Raw genomic sequence first — 18586 nt, 5'->3', positions numbered from 1 at the left:
AATGAAAAAAACAGTTTTAATTACTGGAGCCACAAGCGGAATTGGTAAAGCAACCGCTCAAATCATGGCAAAAAATAACTATAAAGTGGTGCTTTGCGGAAGACGTAAAGACCGTTTGGCCGAACTTGAAAAAGAACTTTCGGCTTTTACCGAAGTACATTCTTTGTCATTTGATGTCAGAGATAAAAAGGATGTTCTGGAAAGTATTAATTCTTTGCCGGAAGTATTCTCAGATATCGATGTTTTGATCAATAATGCCGGAAATGCACATGGTTTAGACCCTATTCAAACCGGAGATTTAGAAGATTGGGATGCGATGATTGATATTAATGTTAAAGGACTTTTGTATGTTTCGAAAGCAGTGATTCCAAAAATGACAGCCAAAAATTCCGGACATATTATCAATATTGGTTCAACAGCTGCCAAAGAAGTGTATCCAAACGGAAATGTATATTGCGGAACAAAACATGCAGTTGATGCCATTACTGCCGGAATGCGAATCGATTTGAATCCGTTTAGTATTAGAGTAGGAGCAATTCACCCCGGAATGGTAGCGACAGAATTTAGTGAAGTACGTTTTAAAGGCGATGTCGAAAGAGCTTCGAATGTTTACAAAGGTTTCGATCCGTTGCAGGCTGAAGATATTGCTGATATTATTCACTTTGTAGTGTCAAGACCCTATCATGTAAACATCGCCGATTTGGTGGTGATGAGTACCGCGCAAGCGTCGTCGACAATTGTTAAGAGAGGATAACTTAGATTTTTAGACTAACTTAGACTTCTTAGATTTAAACAATCAAATAATCTAAGAGGTTTAAGATTTAAAAGTCCAATAATCTAAGAAGTCTAAAAATCTAACTTTCTAAGAAGTCTAAAAATAATGATCAACAAGCGCCTTTTAATAAAAAATTTACTCGCTCATAATGACGAGAGCAGTTTTTATGATAAAAAAAGGCAATTGAATTTGCATTCTCGCGAAGGAAAAGGAAAATTCCTGAAGCATATTTGCGCTTTATCAAATTCAAACCCAACCAATAATTCTTATATCGTGGTTGGAGTAGAAGATCAGGATAACGAAATTGTAGGCGATGATTTTTTTGATGATAGCCGAATTCAGAATCTTGTGAATGCTTTTCTGGAAAATCCTCCCAAAATTCAATACGAAAATGTACCGTTTCCTAATCTTCCAAAAGATAAGGTTATTGGTTTGGTTACCATTAAACCAAAAAATAAAATCTCCTATTTCAAAAAAGGCATTCATACCATTCCGGCCAACAGCGTTTTTATAAGGCGCGGCAGTAATTCGGTTCCTATTGAAGGGGAAATTGAGAAAAACTACCAGAACACCGAAACGGTTATTGGGATCGAAAATAGTTCCAGAAACAGTATTCAGTACACACTTGATGGTGTAATCGATTTTATGAATTTCAGGCACAAAGACATGTCACCGAAATATCATGTTTTTAAAGAACTGTTTGTGATTTGCTGGGCAGGAGTTCCTCATAAATCACGTGATAAAACTTTCTTGTCCCGTGTTGATATCGAATTGATCAACGAACAAATTAAACTTTTTTATTCGGCGCAGGATGTGGTTACGATTGTTTTTGATGACGATAGTTTTACGATAACCGAGTATGTTCCGTTAGGTTTAAATGACAAAACGAGTTATTATCCTCTGGAAAAACAAACGATTCATTTTTTTGATAACGGTTATTACAAAATCGACCGCGAAATGCTGTTTCAACCTCCGGAATTCAACCGTAAAATGTTATACCATATTTATAATGCAAATATGGCGTTGCTTCAAAAACTGCAAAAAGGAATTGCCTTGTCAGAACGTGAAGTAAAAGATTTGGAGAATCTTCCATCAACTTTTATGATTTGCTATCTGAATGGTTTTGATGATGCGAAACAAAAGTTGATTGATGCTAAATTGCTTTTAAAGCCCTTTGGAAGTATTTATTTATCGTTTAAAGAAGCTATGAGGATTTTGAGAAAGATGAAATATGATTTTCAGGAAGGGAGTAAATAAGCTCTAAGTTCCTAAGGGACTGAGATGCTAAGGTCTTAAAAACGACAAAGGTTTTTTGTAGAGACGCACAGCAGTGCGTCTAACCCAATACATGTTATAGTTTTTTTAAAAAAAATTGCCTCAATGTTTAGTTGTAAATTTATTATGCGTAATTTTCAATAAACACTTCTTCAATCTTTTTTAGGTTATCATTCTCCTCAAATTGCAGATGACTTATTTCGTTATTGTAGAATTTCTCTATAAAAAGTTTAATGATGTACATTACTTCTGTTCTGTTGTCGCTGTTGGTCAAAAGTTCTTTAACTAAATAATTACTTAGTTTTAGTTTTTGATTTTTATACTGGTTTGACATTAAATCAGAATCCGATTCTGTATGTAGGATAATCATTTTGTCAACTTTATCTATCTCTTCTATCAAGTCTAAAATATGATATAACTTGTTATCTTTCATTTGTTGTAAATTAAAATTTTATTTCCAAAAAGCCTTTTGATAACCTATTTCCTCTAATTCTTCTTGTTTTTGTAAATCGATCCAGCCAATATGCTTTATCGCTTATATATCTAAAATTATTACTGTGATTTTCAGGATAAACTTCAATAATGTAAGCGTCAACACCATAAATAATTTCTGAGTTAGGATATTTAAAATTATCTAATTTTGAGCCTAATTGAGAAATAATCTTGTAATCTAAAAACGTAACTAAATCAATATCTCCGGGATTATTCTTTTTCGTTACATAAGATCCGTTAATCCATTGGTGTAGGTGGTCTAAATTACATACTTTTTTGAAATCTTCATTATATTTAACATAAGCTTCAAAAATTTCCTTTCTTTTTATGGAAGGAATTTTGATAACGAACTCATTTTCTAACTCTTGAATTGTTGAAGTAATTTTATTATCAGGAACTAATAGCCCTGAATGGTTAAAGGTTAACATATCGAAAAAATTAAAATAAAAACCAAATATACAAAAGTAAGAAAAGGTTTATTTTTAATTTGATGGTTTTAAGAATTGTATTTAGAAATGATTATCGATATTTCAAATATTTACTCACTTTTGCATACGAAAACAAAAGCTCTTTTGGTCCGTCTGCATATGAAGCAGCTTCGTATGAGTTGTAATATAAAAGCAAACCGTCATTCGTATAAAAAATATTTTGAGGTAATTGAAATTTGTCGTTTTCAAACATTAAGCCTGTTGCATTAATGTTTGATTTTTCTGGAATTTTGTATTTCTTTCTGAATTCTTTTTCGGCGAAAGCCTTAAACTCATTTTCGTTTTTGAATATTTCATCGGTAAAAATGGTCTTTCCGGTTTTAGGATGAAATAATAATGATCGAAAGCCCTGATAACCGTGAGCTCCGCCTGTAAAGGTATAATGGTCGATTTTGATATTGATGATCTGATCAGATTCAAATTCGACATTTCCTTTTATTTTTCCTTCCCAACCAAAGGTTTCATCGGGAAATTTTTTATGCATTTCTTCATAAGAAGTAATAAAAGAGGCTGCCAAAGTTTTATAATCATTCGCTTTTGATGGATCTTCTTCAAAATAAACAATCTCTTTAATGACCGAAAAAACTTTCTTGTTGATGCTGTCTGCTACAACATCAATATTTTTAGCAATAGGAACATCAATAGTAATTTTTGGACAATCTTTTTTGCATGGAATTGTTGATTCTTTTTCAAATGTCTCATTCTCAAATGAAAGCTCTTTGTTGCAACTTGCAATGGTTAGGAACAAAAAGGCTAAAAAAGTGTAATGTTTCATGTCGAAAAGTGTTAATTATATACAAAGGTAAGAAGTTGTGTCAGGATTAAAATAAATTTAACGGTAAATTTGTACCACGTTTAAGCATTTAAAATTTGTAACTATATGAAATTCAATACAAAAGTAATACATGGTGGTCAGCATCATGATCCAAGTACAGGAGCTGTTATGCCTCCGGTGTATCAAACTTCAACTTTTATACAAACTAGTCCGGGAAAACCTTTGGCGGATTATGAATATAGCAGGGCCTCGAACCCAACCCGTACAGCTTTAGAGAATGCTTTGGCAAGTATCGAAAATGGTACTCGCGGATTGGCATTTTCATCTGGTTTAGCAGCGACAGATTGTATCTTACGATCGTTTAAAGCCGGAGATGAAATTATTGCAATGGATGATTTGTATGGAGGAACTTATAGAATGTTCTCCAGAATTTATAAAGATTCGGGAATTAAATTTCATTTTGTTGATATGACGGATATTGCAAAATTGAAATCATTAATCAACGAAAACACTAAATTAGTTTGGGTTGAGACACCAACAAATCCATTAATGAAACTGGCTGATATTGCAGAAATTGCAAAAATCACCAAAGAACATAAAATTTGGTTTGCTGTCGATAATACTTTTGCAACACCGTATTTACAAAAACCTCTTGATTTAGGAGCTGATATTGTAATGCACTCGGCTACAAAATATTTAGGCGGACATTCTGATGTTATTGCAGGAGCTTTAATCGTAAAAGATGAAGCTTTAGGAGAACAATTGCATTTTCAGCAATTTGCAACCGGAGCAACTTTGGGCCCAATGGATAGTTTCCTGGTTTTAAGAGGAATTAAAACACTTTCGTTACGAGTGCAAAGACATTGCGAAAACGGAGAAAAAGTGGTGGAATATTTAAGTAATCATCCTAAAATAAATACCGTTTATTATCCGGGATTAAAAAGTCATCCGTTTCATGACATTGCAAAAAAGCAAATGAAAGCTTTTGGCGGAATGGTTTCGTTTACTTTTAAATCAGGTAAAAAAGAAGATTCGATTGCATTTTTAGAGAAACTTAAAGTTTTTACACTGGCAGAATCTTTAGGCGGAGTAGAATCATTGGCCAATCATCCGGCTTTGATGACACACGCTTCTATTCCGGCAGATAAAAGAGCCGAAGTTGGTATTACCGATGATTTGGTTCGATTAAGTGTGGGTATCGAAGATGCCGAAGATCTAATTGCAGATTTAGAGCAGGCTTTAGCATAAAAAGCTAATTCTAAAATAAAAAAAATCCCAAATTCCAATTGTAATCATTTTGGAATTTGGGATTTTATATTTTTGGGAAGTATTTAAAATTCTAAATAGTAAATATATCCTGCATTGAACCAAACTTGTGAATCGTTTGCTTTATTTTCTTTGTAAATATCTTTATTCGGATTTAAACCATCAACCCAATCAGAGGCGTAACCCTGATAACGAACTTCAAACATTAAATCGCTCATTGTTGTTAGCTTGTAGTGTACACCAACACCTGCTGTTCCTGATAAAACCAAACCATTTTCGTTAGAAAAACCAAACTGGCGTCCGTCAGAAGGAGTTAGGTATTTTGGATACGTAGTTAGCGGAAGTCCTAAAGTTCCTAGTCTTGACTCGACTTTGGTTTTGTAATAACTCACCTGAAAACCTAAACTGATATACGGGCTAAAACCACCAATTGTATTTTCGAAATCGTGAATTTTCATAAAAGGAGAAAATTCTAATTGAGCTCCAAGATTGACGAAGGTCGAGGTGCCATGCATTGCTCTAAGATGTTGTACAAGATTCTTTTTTCTTTCTATTTCAACCCATTCACCAAAATGTTCTAATTTGGTTTGGTTGAAAGACAATTCAGATCTTACTTTAAAATGTTCCGTAAAAAAACTTTCTCTGTTATTATTGGCAGAAAAGTTGATAAAATGAACAATCCCTATTCCAAATCCGGTATTTCCAACGGTCGTGTCAAAATTATTTCTTTGACCAAAATCAGATTGAAAAGTTGAAGGTCCGAATATTATTCCTACTTCTTGGGCGAGACTAGATTGGGCGTTTGCTATTGTAGGTATTCCAAATAAGGCGAATAGCGTGATTATTATAGGTTTGAGCATGTGTTTGGGCTTTCAAATCTTGGCAAATATATAAAAACAACACTAACAAAAAAGTATTAAAAGCTGTATTGATGAATTTTTATTAAAATTATTAAAATTTTAAATATAAGGGTAGTAAATTACTGTAAATTAGCAAACCTGAAATCTATTTTTTTCAGATTGCCTATATAATAGATAAAAATTTTAATTGATATTTAAAAATTTATTTAACAAATATCAATTTAGATTACCTTTGTATGGAACAACGAAAACGTTTTCTTAAATGTTAATAATCTAATAATCATGTCACAAAGTATTGCCGCTTTTATGGATTCGGTTAGCGAAAAAAACCCGAATGAATCAGAGTTTTTACAAGCAGTTTTAGAAGTTGCCGAAACGGTAATTCCTTTTATTGAAGAAAATAAAAAATATCAGAATAAAATGCTCTTAGAGCGAATGGTGGAACCGGAGCGTGTTATCATGTTCAGAGTTAACTGGTTAAACGACAAAGGCGAAATTCAGGTAAACAGAGGGTATAGAATTCAGATGAATTCAGCCATTGGGCCTTATAAAGGTGGTTTGCGTTTTCACCCTTCGGTAAATTTAAGTATTTTAAAATTTCTTGCTTTCGAGCAGACTTTCAAAAATAGTTTAACAACATTGCCAATGGGCGGCGGAAAAGGTGGTTCTGATTTTGATCCAAAAGGAAAATCAGATAACGAAATCATGAAGTTTTGCCAAAGTTTCATGACCGAGCTTTCAAAACATATTGGTGCTGATACGGATGTTCCTGCGGGAGATATTGGAGTAGGCGGCCGCGAAATTGGTTTTATGTTTGGTCAGTATAAAAGACTAAGAAATGAGTTTACAGGAGTTTTAACCGGTAAAGGAATTCAGTTTGGAGGATCATTGATACGTCCTGAGGCTACAGGCTACGGAACGGTTTATTTTGCTCAGAGTATGCTGGCTACAAAAGGCGATAGTTTTAAAGGTAAAACGGTTGTGATTTCAGGTTCAGGAAATGTATCTCAATATGCTGTAGAAAAAGCCAACGAATTAGGTGCAAAAGTAGTTACACTTTCTGATTCTAACGGTTATATTTATGACGCAGACGGAATTGATTCAGATAAATTAGCTTTTGTAATGGAGCTTAAAAATGAATTAAGAGGAAGAATCAGCGAGTACGTAAAGAAATATCCTAATGCAAAATATGTTGAAGGAAAACGCCCTTGGGAAGTAAAATGTGATGTGGCCTTGCCATGTGCAACTCAAAACGAATTAGAGGGTGACGAAGCAAAAACTTTAGTAGCAAACGGATGTATTGCTGTTGCAGAAGGCGCTAATATGCCATCTACGCCAGAAGCAGTTACTGCATTTTTGGAAGCTAAAATTTTATTTGCTCCGGGAAAAGCTTCAAATGCCGGAGGTGTTGCTACTTCAGGACTTGAAATGTCACAAAACTCATTGCGTTTAAGCTGGACTTCTGAAGAAGTGGATCAAAGATTAAAAGAAATCATGTTGGCAATTCATGCTTCATGTGTAAAATATGGTTCAGATAAATCAGGTTATGTTGACTACGTAAAAGGAGCTAACATTGCTGGATTTGTAAAAGTAGCCGATGCTATGCTTGCTCAGGGTGTGGTATAAGTTTTAATTACAATTGTAAGAATGCCTTCATTTGTCTTTTTTAAAGATGATTGGAGGCATTTTTTATTTTCAGCCACGAATTCGCAAATTCTTTTTATTTTAAATCACTTTAAGATAGATTTGTTTTCACATTTCAAGCTTAATTTTTCTTAATCTCTTAATGGTTCAAAAAAGAGCTTTATTTAAAGCAGAACAAAAATCAAATACTTTCGTTTGTAGTATATTTGTCTATCCGAATATCTTAAGTAATGAAGAGAAGCTTTCTGTATGTTTTGTTTTTAGTGTTGTTTCAATTTAGTTTCGCTCAGAATAAATTGTCGTGGCAAAGTTATTTTTCATTTAATGAAATAAAAGATATTTCAGAAGCACCAACAACGGTTTTTGCAGCTTCAGAAAATGCATTGTTTTCTAAAAACACAGCGACAAACACCATCAAAACCACAACTACTGTTGATGGACTTTCGGGCCAGACAATTTCTGCTTTATACCATAGCGAAGGATTCAAAAAAACGATAATTGGTTACGAAAATGGTTTGATGATCGTAATAAATGAAAAAGACGGGAGCATCTTAAAAGTGGTAGATATTATCAACAAACAATTGCCGGCGAACCTTAAAAAAATCAATCATTTTATGGAACATAATGGTTTGGTTTATGTTTCCTGCGATTTTGGAATCGTTCAATTCAATTTAACAACATCCCAATTTGGAGATACTTATTTTATTGGTGATAACGGAGCAGAAATCAATATAAGACAAACCGCTTATTTCGACGGATTTATTTACGCTGCCACTTCAAACGGAATCAGAAAAGCCAATAGTACCAATGCCAACCTGATCGATTTTAATCAATGGACTTTGGTAAATTCAGGAGATTGGTCGAGTATAGAAACTTTAGATACAACGCTTATTGCAATCAATTCAGGAGGGTATATTCATCGTTATAATTCAAATACATTTATTGGATTTTTACAGCTTCCGCAACCCGCTACAGACATGCGTGCAGTAAATCAGAAATTATTTGTTACAACATCAAATACAGTTTTTGTTTATTCTAATCAAATGGTTTTAAACCGTCAGATTGCAAATACTCAGGTTTTAGATAATACATTAAGTTTTACTTGCGCAACTGCTATTGGAGATTTGCTCTACATTGGAACAAAAGAGAAGGGATTGTTTTCCTCAACTTTATCAAATGTTTCAACATTCGAGAATAATACCCCGGCGGGACCAGAAAAAAACAATATTTTTTCACTCGATGTAGCGCCAAATGTGCTTTGGACAGTTTATGGAGATTATACTTCATCTTATAATCCTTATCCGTTAGATAATTATGGCATAAGTAAGTACGATACTTCAGGATGGCTAAATCTATCCTATGATGATGTTCTTGGAGCAAAATCTATGACTCGTATTATTGTAAATCCCAACAATGACAAACAAGTTTATGCAAGTTCATTTTTTTCAGGTTTATTAAAGATCGAACAGGATGTACCTACGTTTTTATATAATGAAAAAAATAGTGGTTTAGAAAGTATCACTACCGAAGGCCCCAATTATATAGATGTTCGTATTAACGGAACTGCTTTTGATAAATCTGGAAATCTCTGGATTACCAATAGCAGGATCAAAAACGGTTTAAAGGTTTTAAAAACAAACGGACAATGGCAAAGTTATTCTATGGCGACTATTCTCGACAATGCAGAGCTTGCCAGTTATGCCAATGTTGTTATTGATAAAAATAATACAAAATGGATAGCAACAAATAGAGAAGGAGTAATTGGTTTTAATGAAAGTACCAATACCTTCAAAAAAATAACTTTTGGTGCAGATGTCGGGAATTTGCCCACTGCGGATGTTCGTTCTGTTGCTGTCGATACAAAAAACCAGCTGTGGATTGGAACCATAAAAGGATTAAGGGTTTTGTCGAATGTGGGAAGCTTTCAGACCGAGAGCCAGCTCAAAGCAAATCCCGTTATTATAATGGATGATAATCTGGCTCAGGAATTATTGTACGAGCAATTTATAAATGTAATTGCAGTTGACGGCGCCAATAATAAATGGATTGGTACCGGAGATTCAGGTGTTTTTATGGTATCGCCAAACGGTCAGGAAACCAAATATCATTTTACGATCAATAATTCGCCTTTACCAAGTAATGTTATTAATGATATAAAAATTAATAGTGCAACAGGCGAGGTTTTTATTGCAACAGATAAAGGTATGGTTTCTTTTAAAGGAATCGCAACCGAGGCAAATGAAGGTTTAAATAATGCCTACGTTTATCCTAATCCCGTTCGCCCCAATTATTCAGGAACAGTAAAAGTAGCAGGATTGATTGATAAGGCCAATATTAAAATTACCGATATCGAAGGCAATTTAGTATACGAAACCACTTCTACAGGCGGAACGATAGAATGGGATACAACAGCTTTCGGGCGATATAAAGTAGCATCGGGAGTGTATATGATTTTTATCTCAGCTCAGGATGGTGGAGAAACAAAAGTTAAGAAAGTAATGATTATTCGTTAGTTTTTAGTCTCAGTCTCAGTCTCAGTTTTCTAAAAAAAATAAAATTGATTAATCAATTTTATTTTTTTTAGAAAATCTAAAATCTAAAATCTAAAATCTAAAATCTAAAATCTAAAATCTAAAATCTAAAATCTAAAATCTAAAATCTAAAATCTAAAATCTAAAATCTAAAATTGTTAGTCAAAACCAAAGCAATAGTAATCTCTTCGCTAAAGTTTCAGGAAAAAAGTTTGATCGTAAAATGTTTTACACTTTCAAACGGTCTGAAGTCTTATTTTGTGCGCGATGCTTTTTCGAGCCGAAAAGCCAGTCAGAAAATTGCTTACTTTCAGCCTTTGTCGATTCTCGAAATCGAAGCGGTACATAAAAACAAAGGCACTTTAGAAAATTTTAAAGAAATAAAATCGGCAGTTCATTTTCAAACCATTCATACTGATATTATAAAAAGTACCATGGTCATGTTTTTGTCTGAGATGCTTCATTATTCTATTCAGGAAGAAGAAAAAAACGAATCGCTTTTTGTTTTTCTGGAAACGGCCTTAACCTGGCTGGATCATCATGACGAAATCTCTAATTTTCATTTGATTTTACTTTTAGAAATTACCAAGTATTTAGGTTTTTATCCGGATGTTTCAGAGATCGATTTGCCTTACTTCGAAATAAACGATGGTGTTTTTACCCTTTTTCATGGTTTGACTGCACTTACAGAACATGAAACCAACCTCTTTAAAAAATTAATTGATTTGAAATTTGATAATACCGAAAAAGTTTTTCATGTCATCGAAAGACAGATTTTATTGAAGATTCTGATCGATTATTACAGCTTTCATTTAGACGGTTTTAAGAAGCCGAAATCACTTGATATTCTGAAAGAAATTTTTTCTTAAAGTGAATGCTATTTTTATATATTTGCGCAGTGAATTTTTATTAAAATTTTCTTAATTATTATTTTAATAAGTGAATTCATTACTAAAACCCCCAGCCTAATTATTAAATTTTTTAAAGAAAAAAATTACTATGAAGAAAATTACTTTTTCGATTATTTTGGTTTTCTTAGTTGCTTTTTCGGCGACTGCACAAAGAAAATACGACGAAATAATCACTACAGAGAACAGTGTGAAAGACATGGTTCAAAACGAAATAACAGGAATTGTTGTTTTTAAAGAAGGCGGAACTGTAAAAGGTTTAGATCCTGAAACGAAAAAAATTGTTTGGACTTTAACAAAAGATGATTTTGGAGCAACTTCAGCGGGTGATATCCTGACTGATCCTGATTTTGGTAAACTTTTTAAAGAAAAAAGTGACTTGTCAAGTGTTGCCGGAAGCCCTTATGTAGAGGCTTACATCAATAATAAATATATTATCATTAATACTGATACTGGTAAAGTGGTATATAATTCGTCTAAAGAATCTTTCTGGGTAATGCAGTCAGATTTTATTCCTGAAACAGATGAGTATTTGCTTACTTTGAAAAAAGACGGAGATATGGCAATTGCTTTATTAGATATGAAAACAGGAGAATTAAAATGGAATACTACTGTAGATAAAGCAAAATCATTATTTAGTTTTTCATTAAAAGAATCTGCAAATACCAATAAAGCGACAGTACACGGATCGGTAATTTACTATTTATTGTACGGAAAACTATATTCATTTGACAGAAGTTCAGGAAAATTAAACTGGAAAGCTGAAGAAGAGTATTCAAGATTCTTTTTGACTCAAAATGATAAAAATATTGTAGTTGTAAACAGTAAAGGTTTATTTGCAGCCAAAGAATATTTGAATGTTTTGAATACCGAAAACGGAAAAAGTATCTGGAAAGAATCTATTAAAACAAAACGTGTTGTTTATTTAGAAGATTGGGGTACAAAACTATTAATTGCTCATTACGGAGGTTTTAATTTTTTTGACTTAACTACAGGAGAAAAAATCTGGAAAAAAGATGCTCGTGGAGATGGTTTGAAAAGAGTAATTCCTATTGATCAGGATTTCTTATATGTTGCAGAAAATGAAATGATGCTGATCAACAAAGACGGAGAAAAACTTTGGAAAAAATTCATCGAAATTTCAGATGACAAAGAAGATCCAATTTATTACTTAGGAAAAGTAGGTGAAAAAGTAATGTATCTTACAGGAACTTACGGAAACATGGTGGATTATAAAACCGGAGTTAAACTTTGGAAACGTAACATCGGTTTTGATAAAAATCGTCCGGTTTTACCAACTTATGACGAAGCTTCAAATTCTTACTTAGTATATAATGACGAGAAGTTATACAAATTTGATCCAAGTATCAAGGACAAACCAGAGCCTTTTGCTAAAGTAAACATCAAAAAAGAAAAAGAATTAAACAGTATCGAATTATTCCCTTGGGGAGTTGTGCTTTCAGGACCGGTTGAGGTTATGGGAGTTAATATGGATGGAACAATTAAGTACCACCTTACTTATACGCAACCAGGTGAAGGAACGAGACGTTTACTTAAAAGTGCTGCAATTGCGGGAAGTATTGGTTTAGGAGTTGGGTCAGCAGTAAGTGCTGTACAAGCTTCTGAGTTAACTATGACGTATCGTGATTCTAGCGGAAATATGAGATCGACTGTTATTAAAGAAGAAGATAAGTCAAAAATGAATCAGGCTAAGAATATGGCCGGAGCTTCAGCTGCTCTTGGTATTGTAGCGGCTAAATTTAATTCTCGCTTTAATGCAATGAAACAAAACAGAGACTTCTCGTATATTTTTGCAAAAGCAGATAGTGGAGATAAAATTTTGGTAAAAGTGAGTAAAGCTGATGGAACTGAGGTTGATAAAATCATCTTCAATAACACAAAACCAGTTTATGAAGTAGATCCTGCCACACAAAACATTTTTTATGTGTCTGATAAATCTATTCAAATTTTCAATAAAAAGTAAACTAAATAAAAACCCAAAGCCATCAGAATTTGTTTCTGGTGGCTTTTTTTTTGCCTATGAAAAAAATATTACTCTTAATAGCTTTGCTTGTAATTGGTTCAGTTCAGGCACAAGAAAAAATAAGTTCGAAAACAAAGAAATTTAAAATTCCGGTAATTAGATATCCAGAATTTCCAGCTCTTGATAATGTATTAACGCAAACTGCTTTTTATCAAATAGATAAGTCGCTTCAGGAAGAAGAATCTAATTTAAAGAAGGATTTTTTTAATATTGATGGATTTATAAAAGATCCGGTAAACGGAAAGCTTAAGCTTTACTTAACCTTTGCGATGCCCAGATATACAGACACTCAAATAGATAGTGTGTATGACAAGGAAAAAAATCGTTGGACTTATAATGCGCATTCTAATTATATAAATAATGTAAAACTGGATGTTAAGCTTGGTGATAAAATTATATTGACTAAAGATTTTGGAGGTTCAGATTCTTATTCCGTAAGTGCGGGAAATAGTATGGGGGCTTTGAAAATTGCAGCCTCAGAACAGGACAAAAAAGTAAAGACAGCTATAAAGAACTCAGATTACAGTGATGTAGGGCTGGGATTTGATAATGTTGTTTACAAAGCGGCAATAAGGATTCAGGATTTTTTAAATTATAAATTTGGATATACAACTAGTATAGTAAAGGAAAAATTTGAATTTGTAACATCAAAAGGACATTCGGAATACAAACAAATGCTTGCTTTCGAGACAGAAATTACAGCTCAGATGGAGAAAGTAACTCTTGAGAAAGGTTTAGACGAGAAATTACTAACGCCGCATTTGCAATATTTAGAAAGTTTGTTGGTTAAATATCCGCTTTCTCCTGCCAATGAAGATATTCGTTTTATAGTCACCAACAATTTAGCTGAAACTTATTTTTTACTTGAAAATAAAGAAAAAGCTTTGCAGTATGCCAATCTATTGATCGAAAATGATAAGCAAGATTCAAGAGGTTCTACAATTATCGAAAGAGTTAACAGAGGTTATTTTGCAGATAAAAAAAATAGAAGTCATACGCCTCGTTTTGCGGAACTTAAAAAATTAGGTTTAAAGATTGCGGAGGAAAAAGAAGAATTACGATTAGCGTTTTTTGAAAAAATTGACCGTCAGGAAGCAGATTGGAGTATTGAGAAAGAAAATCGAGCAGCAGCTTTAGAAAAAAGCAAAATTCAGCGTGAGAATATGCTGGATTCTATTGCTTATCAATCTAATCCAGATTTGTTAGCGAAAATCATTGCTAATTTTGGCGGAAGCGATGTTCTGAAGAAAGTCGAGAAAACGCATTTATTATCTAAGTTAACTTTAGAAGAAAGTAAGATACCTCAAACAGAAGAAAGATGGGCGACGACGACTAATTATCTTCTGAAAAAGAAAATGCCCGAAACCTATTATGAAATTGTAAACGGACCGGAAGCATGGAGTCACAGCGATCGCGAAAGTGGAGTAGAAGCTAAATGGGCAAAATTACCAGTTTATACGTACGGCAATCTTTCGACAAATTTAGATCCGGTGAATTTTTTAACTGCTTTTAGGCTTGACTTATGGAATAAACTGGAACTTTTGCAAGACGAAATGGTGGATGGAAAATTATGTTATCACTTGAATTATTTCGAAAAAACATTAAATACAAGTAATAGAACAATTCCTAAAACAGATTATCATCTTTTTGTAGACAAAGAAAACTTTTCGATTGTAGCGACAGAAAGAACAGAATTTGACGATGGAAACAAAAGTTTTTTTGAGAGAAAGCTTTTTAAAGATTATCGCCCGTTAGCGGCATTAAATTCAGGAAAGATTCCGCATAAAATCAATTATGAAATTGAAGATTTTTACGGAGATACTTCTTATCAGGAAAGTCGCGAAAAAGTTGAAGTAAATGCTGTTTTTGGAAATAGAATTTTTATGAAAGAAGTGTATTTCGGAAGTTTTAAATAGTCTTTTATACTTTAAAAAAAGAATAAGAAGAATTGATTGGTTTTTGGTTTATTTACTCATTTTTTTGAGTTTAGTACCGGAAACTAATCAATTCTTTTGTTTTTGTACCAATTATCTCAACAAAAGTTTGTGAAATTTCAAGAAATTGATGGTCAATAATCCAAAATTCCTTACTTTCGCACCTCGTTTAAGAAAAGGATAAAATGAGCACAAAATTTACTGAATACAAAGGACTTGACTTACCAACAGTAGCGTCAGAAGTACTTGATTTTTGGAAGAAAGAAAATATATTTGAAAAGAGTGTAATAACTCGCGAAGGTGCTGAGCCTTACGTGTTTTTTGAAGGTCCGCCTTCAGCAAATGGTTTACCGGGAATTCACCACGTGATGGCCCGTGCGATTAAAGATATTTTTTGCAGATATAAAACTCAAAAAGGTTTTCAGGTAAAAAGAAAAGCCGGATGGGATACGCACGGTTTACCTGTAGAATTAGGTACCGAGAAAGAACTTGGAATTACAAAAGAAGATATTGGTAAAACAATTTCTATCGAAGAATATAACGAAGCGTGTAAAAAAACCGTAATGCGTTATACCGACGTATGGAATGATTTGACCGAAAAAATGGGATATTGGGTAGATATGGAAGATCCATATGTGACTTATAAACCAAAATATATGGAGTCTGTTTGGTGGCTTTTGAAACAAATCTACGATAAAGGTTTGTTGTACAAAGGATACACGATTCAGCCTTATTCTCCAAAAGCAGGAACGGGATTGTCTTCTCACGAAGTAAATCAGCCGGGAGCTTACAGAGATGTTACGGATACTACTATTGTTGCGCAGTTTAAAACTTTGCCGGAAACATTGCCTTCGTTTTTACAAGGTTTTGGAGATATTCATATCTTGGCCTGGACGACAACTCCATGGACATTGCCATCGAATACCGCTTTAACAGTTGGTCCAAAAATCGATTACGTTTTAGTAAAAACATTCAATCAATATACTTTTGAACCTGTAAATGTTGTTTTGGCTAAAAATTTAGTTGGGAAACAATTCGGAAAAGGATTTTTTGCAAGTGAAGATGATACTGACTTTGATAATGTAAAAGAAGGTGACAAAAAACTTCCGTACAAAATTTTAGCGGAAGCAAAAGGAATTGATTTAGTCGAAATAAGATACGAGCAATTATTGCCATACGTATTACCTTATCAAAATGCTGAAAATGCATTTAGAGTAATCGCTGGAGATTTCGTAACAACAGAAGACGGAACCGGAATTGTACATACTGCTCCAACTTTTGGTGCTGATGATGCTAAAGTTGCAAAAGAAGCAAAACCGGAAGTGCCGCCAATGTTGGTTCTTGACGAAACCCGAACTGCAGTGCCTTTGGTCGATTTACAAGGGAAATTCACTTCGCATTTAGGTGAGCTTGCCGGTAAATATGTAAAAAACGAATATTATGACGAAGGGCAAGCGCCAGAGCGTTCTGTAGATGTCGAAATTGCTATTCGATTAAAAGAAGAAAACAAAGCCTTTAAGGTTGAAAAATACGTGCACAGTTATCCACACAGTTGGAGAACTGATGAGCCGTTATTATATTATCCACTAGACTCCTGGTTCATTAAAGTAACCGATGTAAAAGATAGAATGTTCGACCTGAACGAAACTATCAATTGGAAGCCTAAGTCTACTGGTGAGGGACGTTTTGGAAATTGGTTGAAAAATGCCAACGACTGGAACTTATCTCGTTCTAGATATTGGGGTATTCCGTTGCCAATTTGGAGAACAGAAGATAAAAAAGAAGAAATTCTTATTGGTTCTGTTGAAGAATTGTACAATGCGATCGAGAAATCTATCGAAGCAGGTTTTCAAAAAGAAAATCCGTTTAAAGATTTTGAAATCGGAAACATGTCTGAATCTAATTATGATTTAATCGATTTGCATAAAAATGTAGTCGATCAAATAACTTTAGTTTCGGCTTCAGGCCAGCCAATGAAACGCGAAAGCGATTTAATTGATGTTTGGTTTGATTCAGGAGCAATGCCTTACGCCCAATGGCATTATCCTTTTGAGAATAAAGACAAAATTGACGAGAATAAAGATTTTCCGGCTGATTTTATTGCCGAAGGTGTCGATCAGACTCGTGGATGGTTTTATACGCTGCACGCAATCGGAACTTTGGTTTTTGATAAAGTAGCTTATAAAAATGTGGTTTCAAATGGTTTGGTTTTAGACAAAAACGGAATTAAAATGTCTAAGAGTAAAGGAAATACTATTGACCCGTTTAAAACCATTGCAGAATACGGTCCTGATGCCACACGTTGGTATATGATTATGAATGCAAATCCTTGGGACAACTTAAAATTTGACCTTGAAGGTATTGCTGAGGTGCGTCGTAAATTCTTCGGAACATTATACAACACCTATTCATTCTTTTCGTTATATGCGAATATCGATGGTTTTAAATACGCCGAAGCGGAAATTCCGTTAAACGAAAGACCTGAAATCGATCAGTGGATTATGTCTGAATTGCATACATTAATAAAATTTGTTGATGAATGTTACCAGGATTATGAGCCTACGAAAGCAGCAAGAGCTATTTCTGACTTTGTTCAGGAAAATTTGAGTAACTGGTATGTTCGTTTATGTCGTCGTCGCTTCTGGAAAGGTGAGTATGCTCAGGATAAAATTGCAGCTTACCAAACGCTTTATACTTGTTTGCTAACGATCAGCAAATTAAGCGCTCCAATCGCTCCATTTTTCATGGATAAATTGTACCGTGATTTAACAAGTTCTACAGGATCTGAGCAATACAGCAGTGTTCACTTGGCTCAGTTTCCAAAATTTGTCGAAAACTTTGTTAATAAAACGTTAGAAAGCAAAATGCAGAAGGCGCAAACCATCTCATCTTTGGTTTTATCGCTTCGTAAAAAGGAAATGATTAAAGTGCGTCAACCATTGCAAAAGGTAATGATTCCGGTACTTGACGAAAATCAGAGAGCTGAAATTTTAGCAATCTCCGAGCTTGTAAAAGCAGAAGTAAACGTTAAAGAGATCCTGCTTTTAGAGGATGATTCAGATATTCTGGTGAAACAAATCAAGCCTAATTTTAAAGCCTTAGGTCCACGTTTTGGTAAAGATATGGGTTTGATTTCCAAAGAGATACAATCTTTTTCGGCAGATCAGATCAATCAGTTGGACAAGCAAGGTACGTTAGATATTGTTATTGCTGGAAATAATGTAACTTTATCACTAGAAGACGTCGAAATAACATCGCAGGATATCGAAGGCTGGCTGGTTGCAAATTCAAACGGAATAACAGTTGCGCTTGATATTACAATCTCTGACGAATTGAAAAGCGAAGGTATCGCAAGAGAGCTGGTAAACAGAATTCAAAACATCCGTAAAGATTCCGGATTTGAAGTTACTGATAAAATTAAAGTTCAAATAAAGCGAAACGGTATTTTAGAAGAAGCAATTCTGAAAAATATAGACTATATTAAGTCTGAGACATTAACAGATGAATTGGTTTTTGTGGATAGTTTAGAAAACGGCACAGAAATTGAATTTGATGATATAAAAACAATGATATTAATTTCAAAATAAATATAAC

Annotated in this window: 13 protein-coding genes; 9 read left to right on the top strand and 4 right to left on the bottom strand. The window is 33.7% G+C overall.

Annotation, left to right across the window (positions count from 1 at the left end; all coding sequences use genetic code 11):
- Window position 1 precedes the first annotated feature (1 nt).
- Both B0M43_RS03540 and B0M43_RS03535 read left to right on the top strand, forming a co-directional pair.
- A complete protein-coding gene (locus B0M43_RS03540) occupies window positions 2–754 on the top strand; it encodes an SDR family NAD(P)-dependent oxidoreductase (RefSeq protein WP_078006820.1) in 753 nt (250 codons plus the stop codon).
- A gap of 126 nt (window positions 755–880) precedes the next feature.
- Window positions 881–2032: an ATP-binding protein gene (locus B0M43_RS03535; protein ID WP_078006821.1), complete on the top strand. Its 1152-nt coding sequence runs from the start codon at window positions 881–883 to the stop codon at window positions 2030–2032.
- A gap of 142 nt (window positions 2033–2174) precedes the next feature.
- On the opposite strand, the gene B0M43_RS03530 is transcribed toward B0M43_RS03535, so the two are convergent.
- The 3 genes from B0M43_RS03530 to B0M43_RS03520 form a co-directional block, all read right to left on the bottom strand.
- On the bottom strand, window positions 2175–2483 hold the full coding sequence (locus B0M43_RS03530) for a hypothetical protein (RefSeq protein ID WP_078006822.1): 309 nt from the start codon (window positions 2481–2483) through the stop codon (window positions 2175–2177).
- A gap of 10 nt (window positions 2484–2493) precedes the next feature.
- Complete coding sequence (locus B0M43_RS03525; RefSeq protein ID WP_078006823.1) at window positions 2494–2970, bottom strand: hypothetical protein; 477 nt, start codon at window positions 2968–2970, stop codon at window positions 2494–2496.
- A gap of 91 nt (window positions 2971–3061) precedes the next feature.
- Window positions 3062–3805, bottom strand: a complete 744-nt coding sequence (locus B0M43_RS03520; protein WP_078006824.1) for a DUF3298 and DUF4163 domain-containing protein — start codon at window positions 3803–3805, stop codon at window positions 3062–3064.
- A 105-nt stretch (window positions 3806–3910) separates the two neighbouring features.
- On the opposite strand from B0M43_RS03520, the gene B0M43_RS03515 reads away from it, so the two are divergent.
- Window positions 3911–5053 (top strand): cystathionine gamma-synthase, encoded by a 1143-nt coding sequence (locus B0M43_RS03515; RefSeq protein ID WP_078006825.1) that lies wholly within the window; start codon window positions 3911–3913, stop codon window positions 5051–5053.
- An 83-nt stretch (window positions 5054–5136) separates the two neighbouring features.
- Here B0M43_RS03515 and B0M43_RS03510 read toward each other — a convergent pair whose 3' ends face one another.
- On the bottom strand, window positions 5137–5931 hold the full coding sequence (locus tag B0M43_RS03510; RefSeq protein ID WP_065448707.1) for a glutamate dehydrogenase: 795 nt from the start codon (window positions 5929–5931) through the stop codon (window positions 5137–5139).
- Window positions 5932–6213: 282 nt separating this feature from the next.
- On the opposite strand from B0M43_RS03510, the gene gdhA reads away from it, so the two are divergent.
- The 6 genes from gdhA to ileS all read left to right on the top strand — a co-directional run bounded on the left by gdhA (window position 6214) and on the right by ileS (window position 18579).
- Window positions 6214–7557 (top strand): NADP-specific glutamate dehydrogenase, encoded by a 1344-nt coding sequence (gdhA, locus tag B0M43_RS03505; protein WP_078006826.1) that lies wholly within the window; start codon window positions 6214–6216, stop codon window positions 7555–7557.
- A 248-nt stretch (window positions 7558–7805) separates the two neighbouring features.
- Window positions 7806–10088 carry a T9SS type A sorting domain-containing protein gene (locus B0M43_RS03500; protein WP_078006827.1) on the top strand — a complete coding sequence of 761 codons (2283 nt, stop codon included), beginning with the start codon at window positions 7806–7808 and terminating at the stop codon, window positions 10086–10088.
- Between the two features lie 173 nt (window positions 10089–10261).
- Window positions 10262–10975, top strand: a complete 714-nt coding sequence (gene recO / locus B0M43_RS03495; protein ID WP_065448704.1) for a DNA repair protein RecO — start codon at window positions 10262–10264, stop codon at window positions 10973–10975.
- Between the two features lie 130 nt (window positions 10976–11105).
- Window positions 11106–12998, top strand: a complete 1893-nt coding sequence (locus tag B0M43_RS03490; protein ID WP_065448703.1) for a PQQ-binding-like beta-propeller repeat protein — start codon at window positions 11106–11108, stop codon at window positions 12996–12998.
- A gap of 56 nt (window positions 12999–13054) precedes the next feature.
- Window positions 13055–14974 carry a hypothetical protein gene (locus tag B0M43_RS03485; RefSeq protein ID WP_078006828.1) on the top strand — a complete coding sequence of 640 codons (1920 nt, stop codon included), beginning with the start codon at window positions 13055–13057 and terminating at the stop codon, window positions 14972–14974.
- A 203-nt stretch (window positions 14975–15177) separates the two neighbouring features.
- Window positions 15178–18579 (top strand): isoleucine--tRNA ligase, encoded by a 3402-nt coding sequence (gene ileS / locus B0M43_RS03480; protein ID WP_078006829.1) that lies wholly within the window; start codon window positions 15178–15180, stop codon window positions 18577–18579.
- Window positions 18580–18586: the final 7 nt, after the last annotated feature.

Origin of the sequence: Flavobacterium sp. KBS0721, from assembly GCF_002007065.3 — a bacterium.
GTDB classification, from domain to species: domain Bacteria; phylum Bacteroidota; class Bacteroidia; order Flavobacteriales; family Flavobacteriaceae; genus Flavobacterium; species Flavobacterium piscis.
The sequence above is the reverse complement of the archived record's forward strand: the minus strand, read 5'-3'. Positions and strand labels throughout refer to the sequence as shown.

Bases quoted from the DNA above. Each gene is read 5' to 3' on its own strand.
- B0M43_RS03540 (WP_078006820.1), top strand. From the start codon at position 2: ATGAAAAAAACAGTTTTAATTACTGGAGCCACAAGCGGAATTGGTAAA.
- B0M43_RS03535 (WP_078006821.1), top strand. From the start codon at position 881: ATGATCAACAAGCGCCTTTTAATAAAAAATTTACTCGCTCATAATGAC.
- B0M43_RS03530 (WP_078006822.1), bottom strand. From the start codon at position 2,483: ATGAAAGATAACAAGTTATATCATATTTTAGACTTGATAGAAGAGATA.
- B0M43_RS03525 (WP_078006823.1), bottom strand. From the start codon at position 2,970: ATGTTAACCTTTAACCATTCAGGGCTATTAGTTCCTGATAATAAAATT.
- B0M43_RS03520 (WP_078006824.1), bottom strand. From the start codon at position 3,805: ATGAAACATTACACTTTTTTAGCCTTTTTGTTCCTAACCATTGCAAGT.
- B0M43_RS03515 (WP_078006825.1), top strand. From the start codon at position 3,911: ATGAAATTCAATACAAAAGTAATACATGGTGGTCAGCATCATGATCCA.
- B0M43_RS03510 (WP_065448707.1), bottom strand. From the start codon at position 5,931: ATGCTCAAACCTATAATAATCACGCTATTCGCCTTATTTGGAATACCT.
- gdhA (WP_078006826.1), top strand. From the start codon at position 6,214: ATGTCACAAAGTATTGCCGCTTTTATGGATTCGGTTAGCGAAAAAAAC.
- B0M43_RS03500 (WP_078006827.1), top strand. From the start codon at position 7,806: ATGAAGAGAAGCTTTCTGTATGTTTTGTTTTTAGTGTTGTTTCAATTT.
- B0M43_RS03490 (WP_065448703.1), top strand. From the start codon at position 11,106: ATGAAGAAAATTACTTTTTCGATTATTTTGGTTTTCTTAGTTGCTTTT.
- B0M43_RS03485 (WP_078006828.1), top strand. From the start codon at position 13,055: ATGAAAAAAATATTACTCTTAATAGCTTTGCTTGTAATTGGTTCAGTT.
- ileS (WP_078006829.1), top strand. From the start codon at position 15,178: ATGAGCACAAAATTTACTGAATACAAAGGACTTGACTTACCAACAGTA.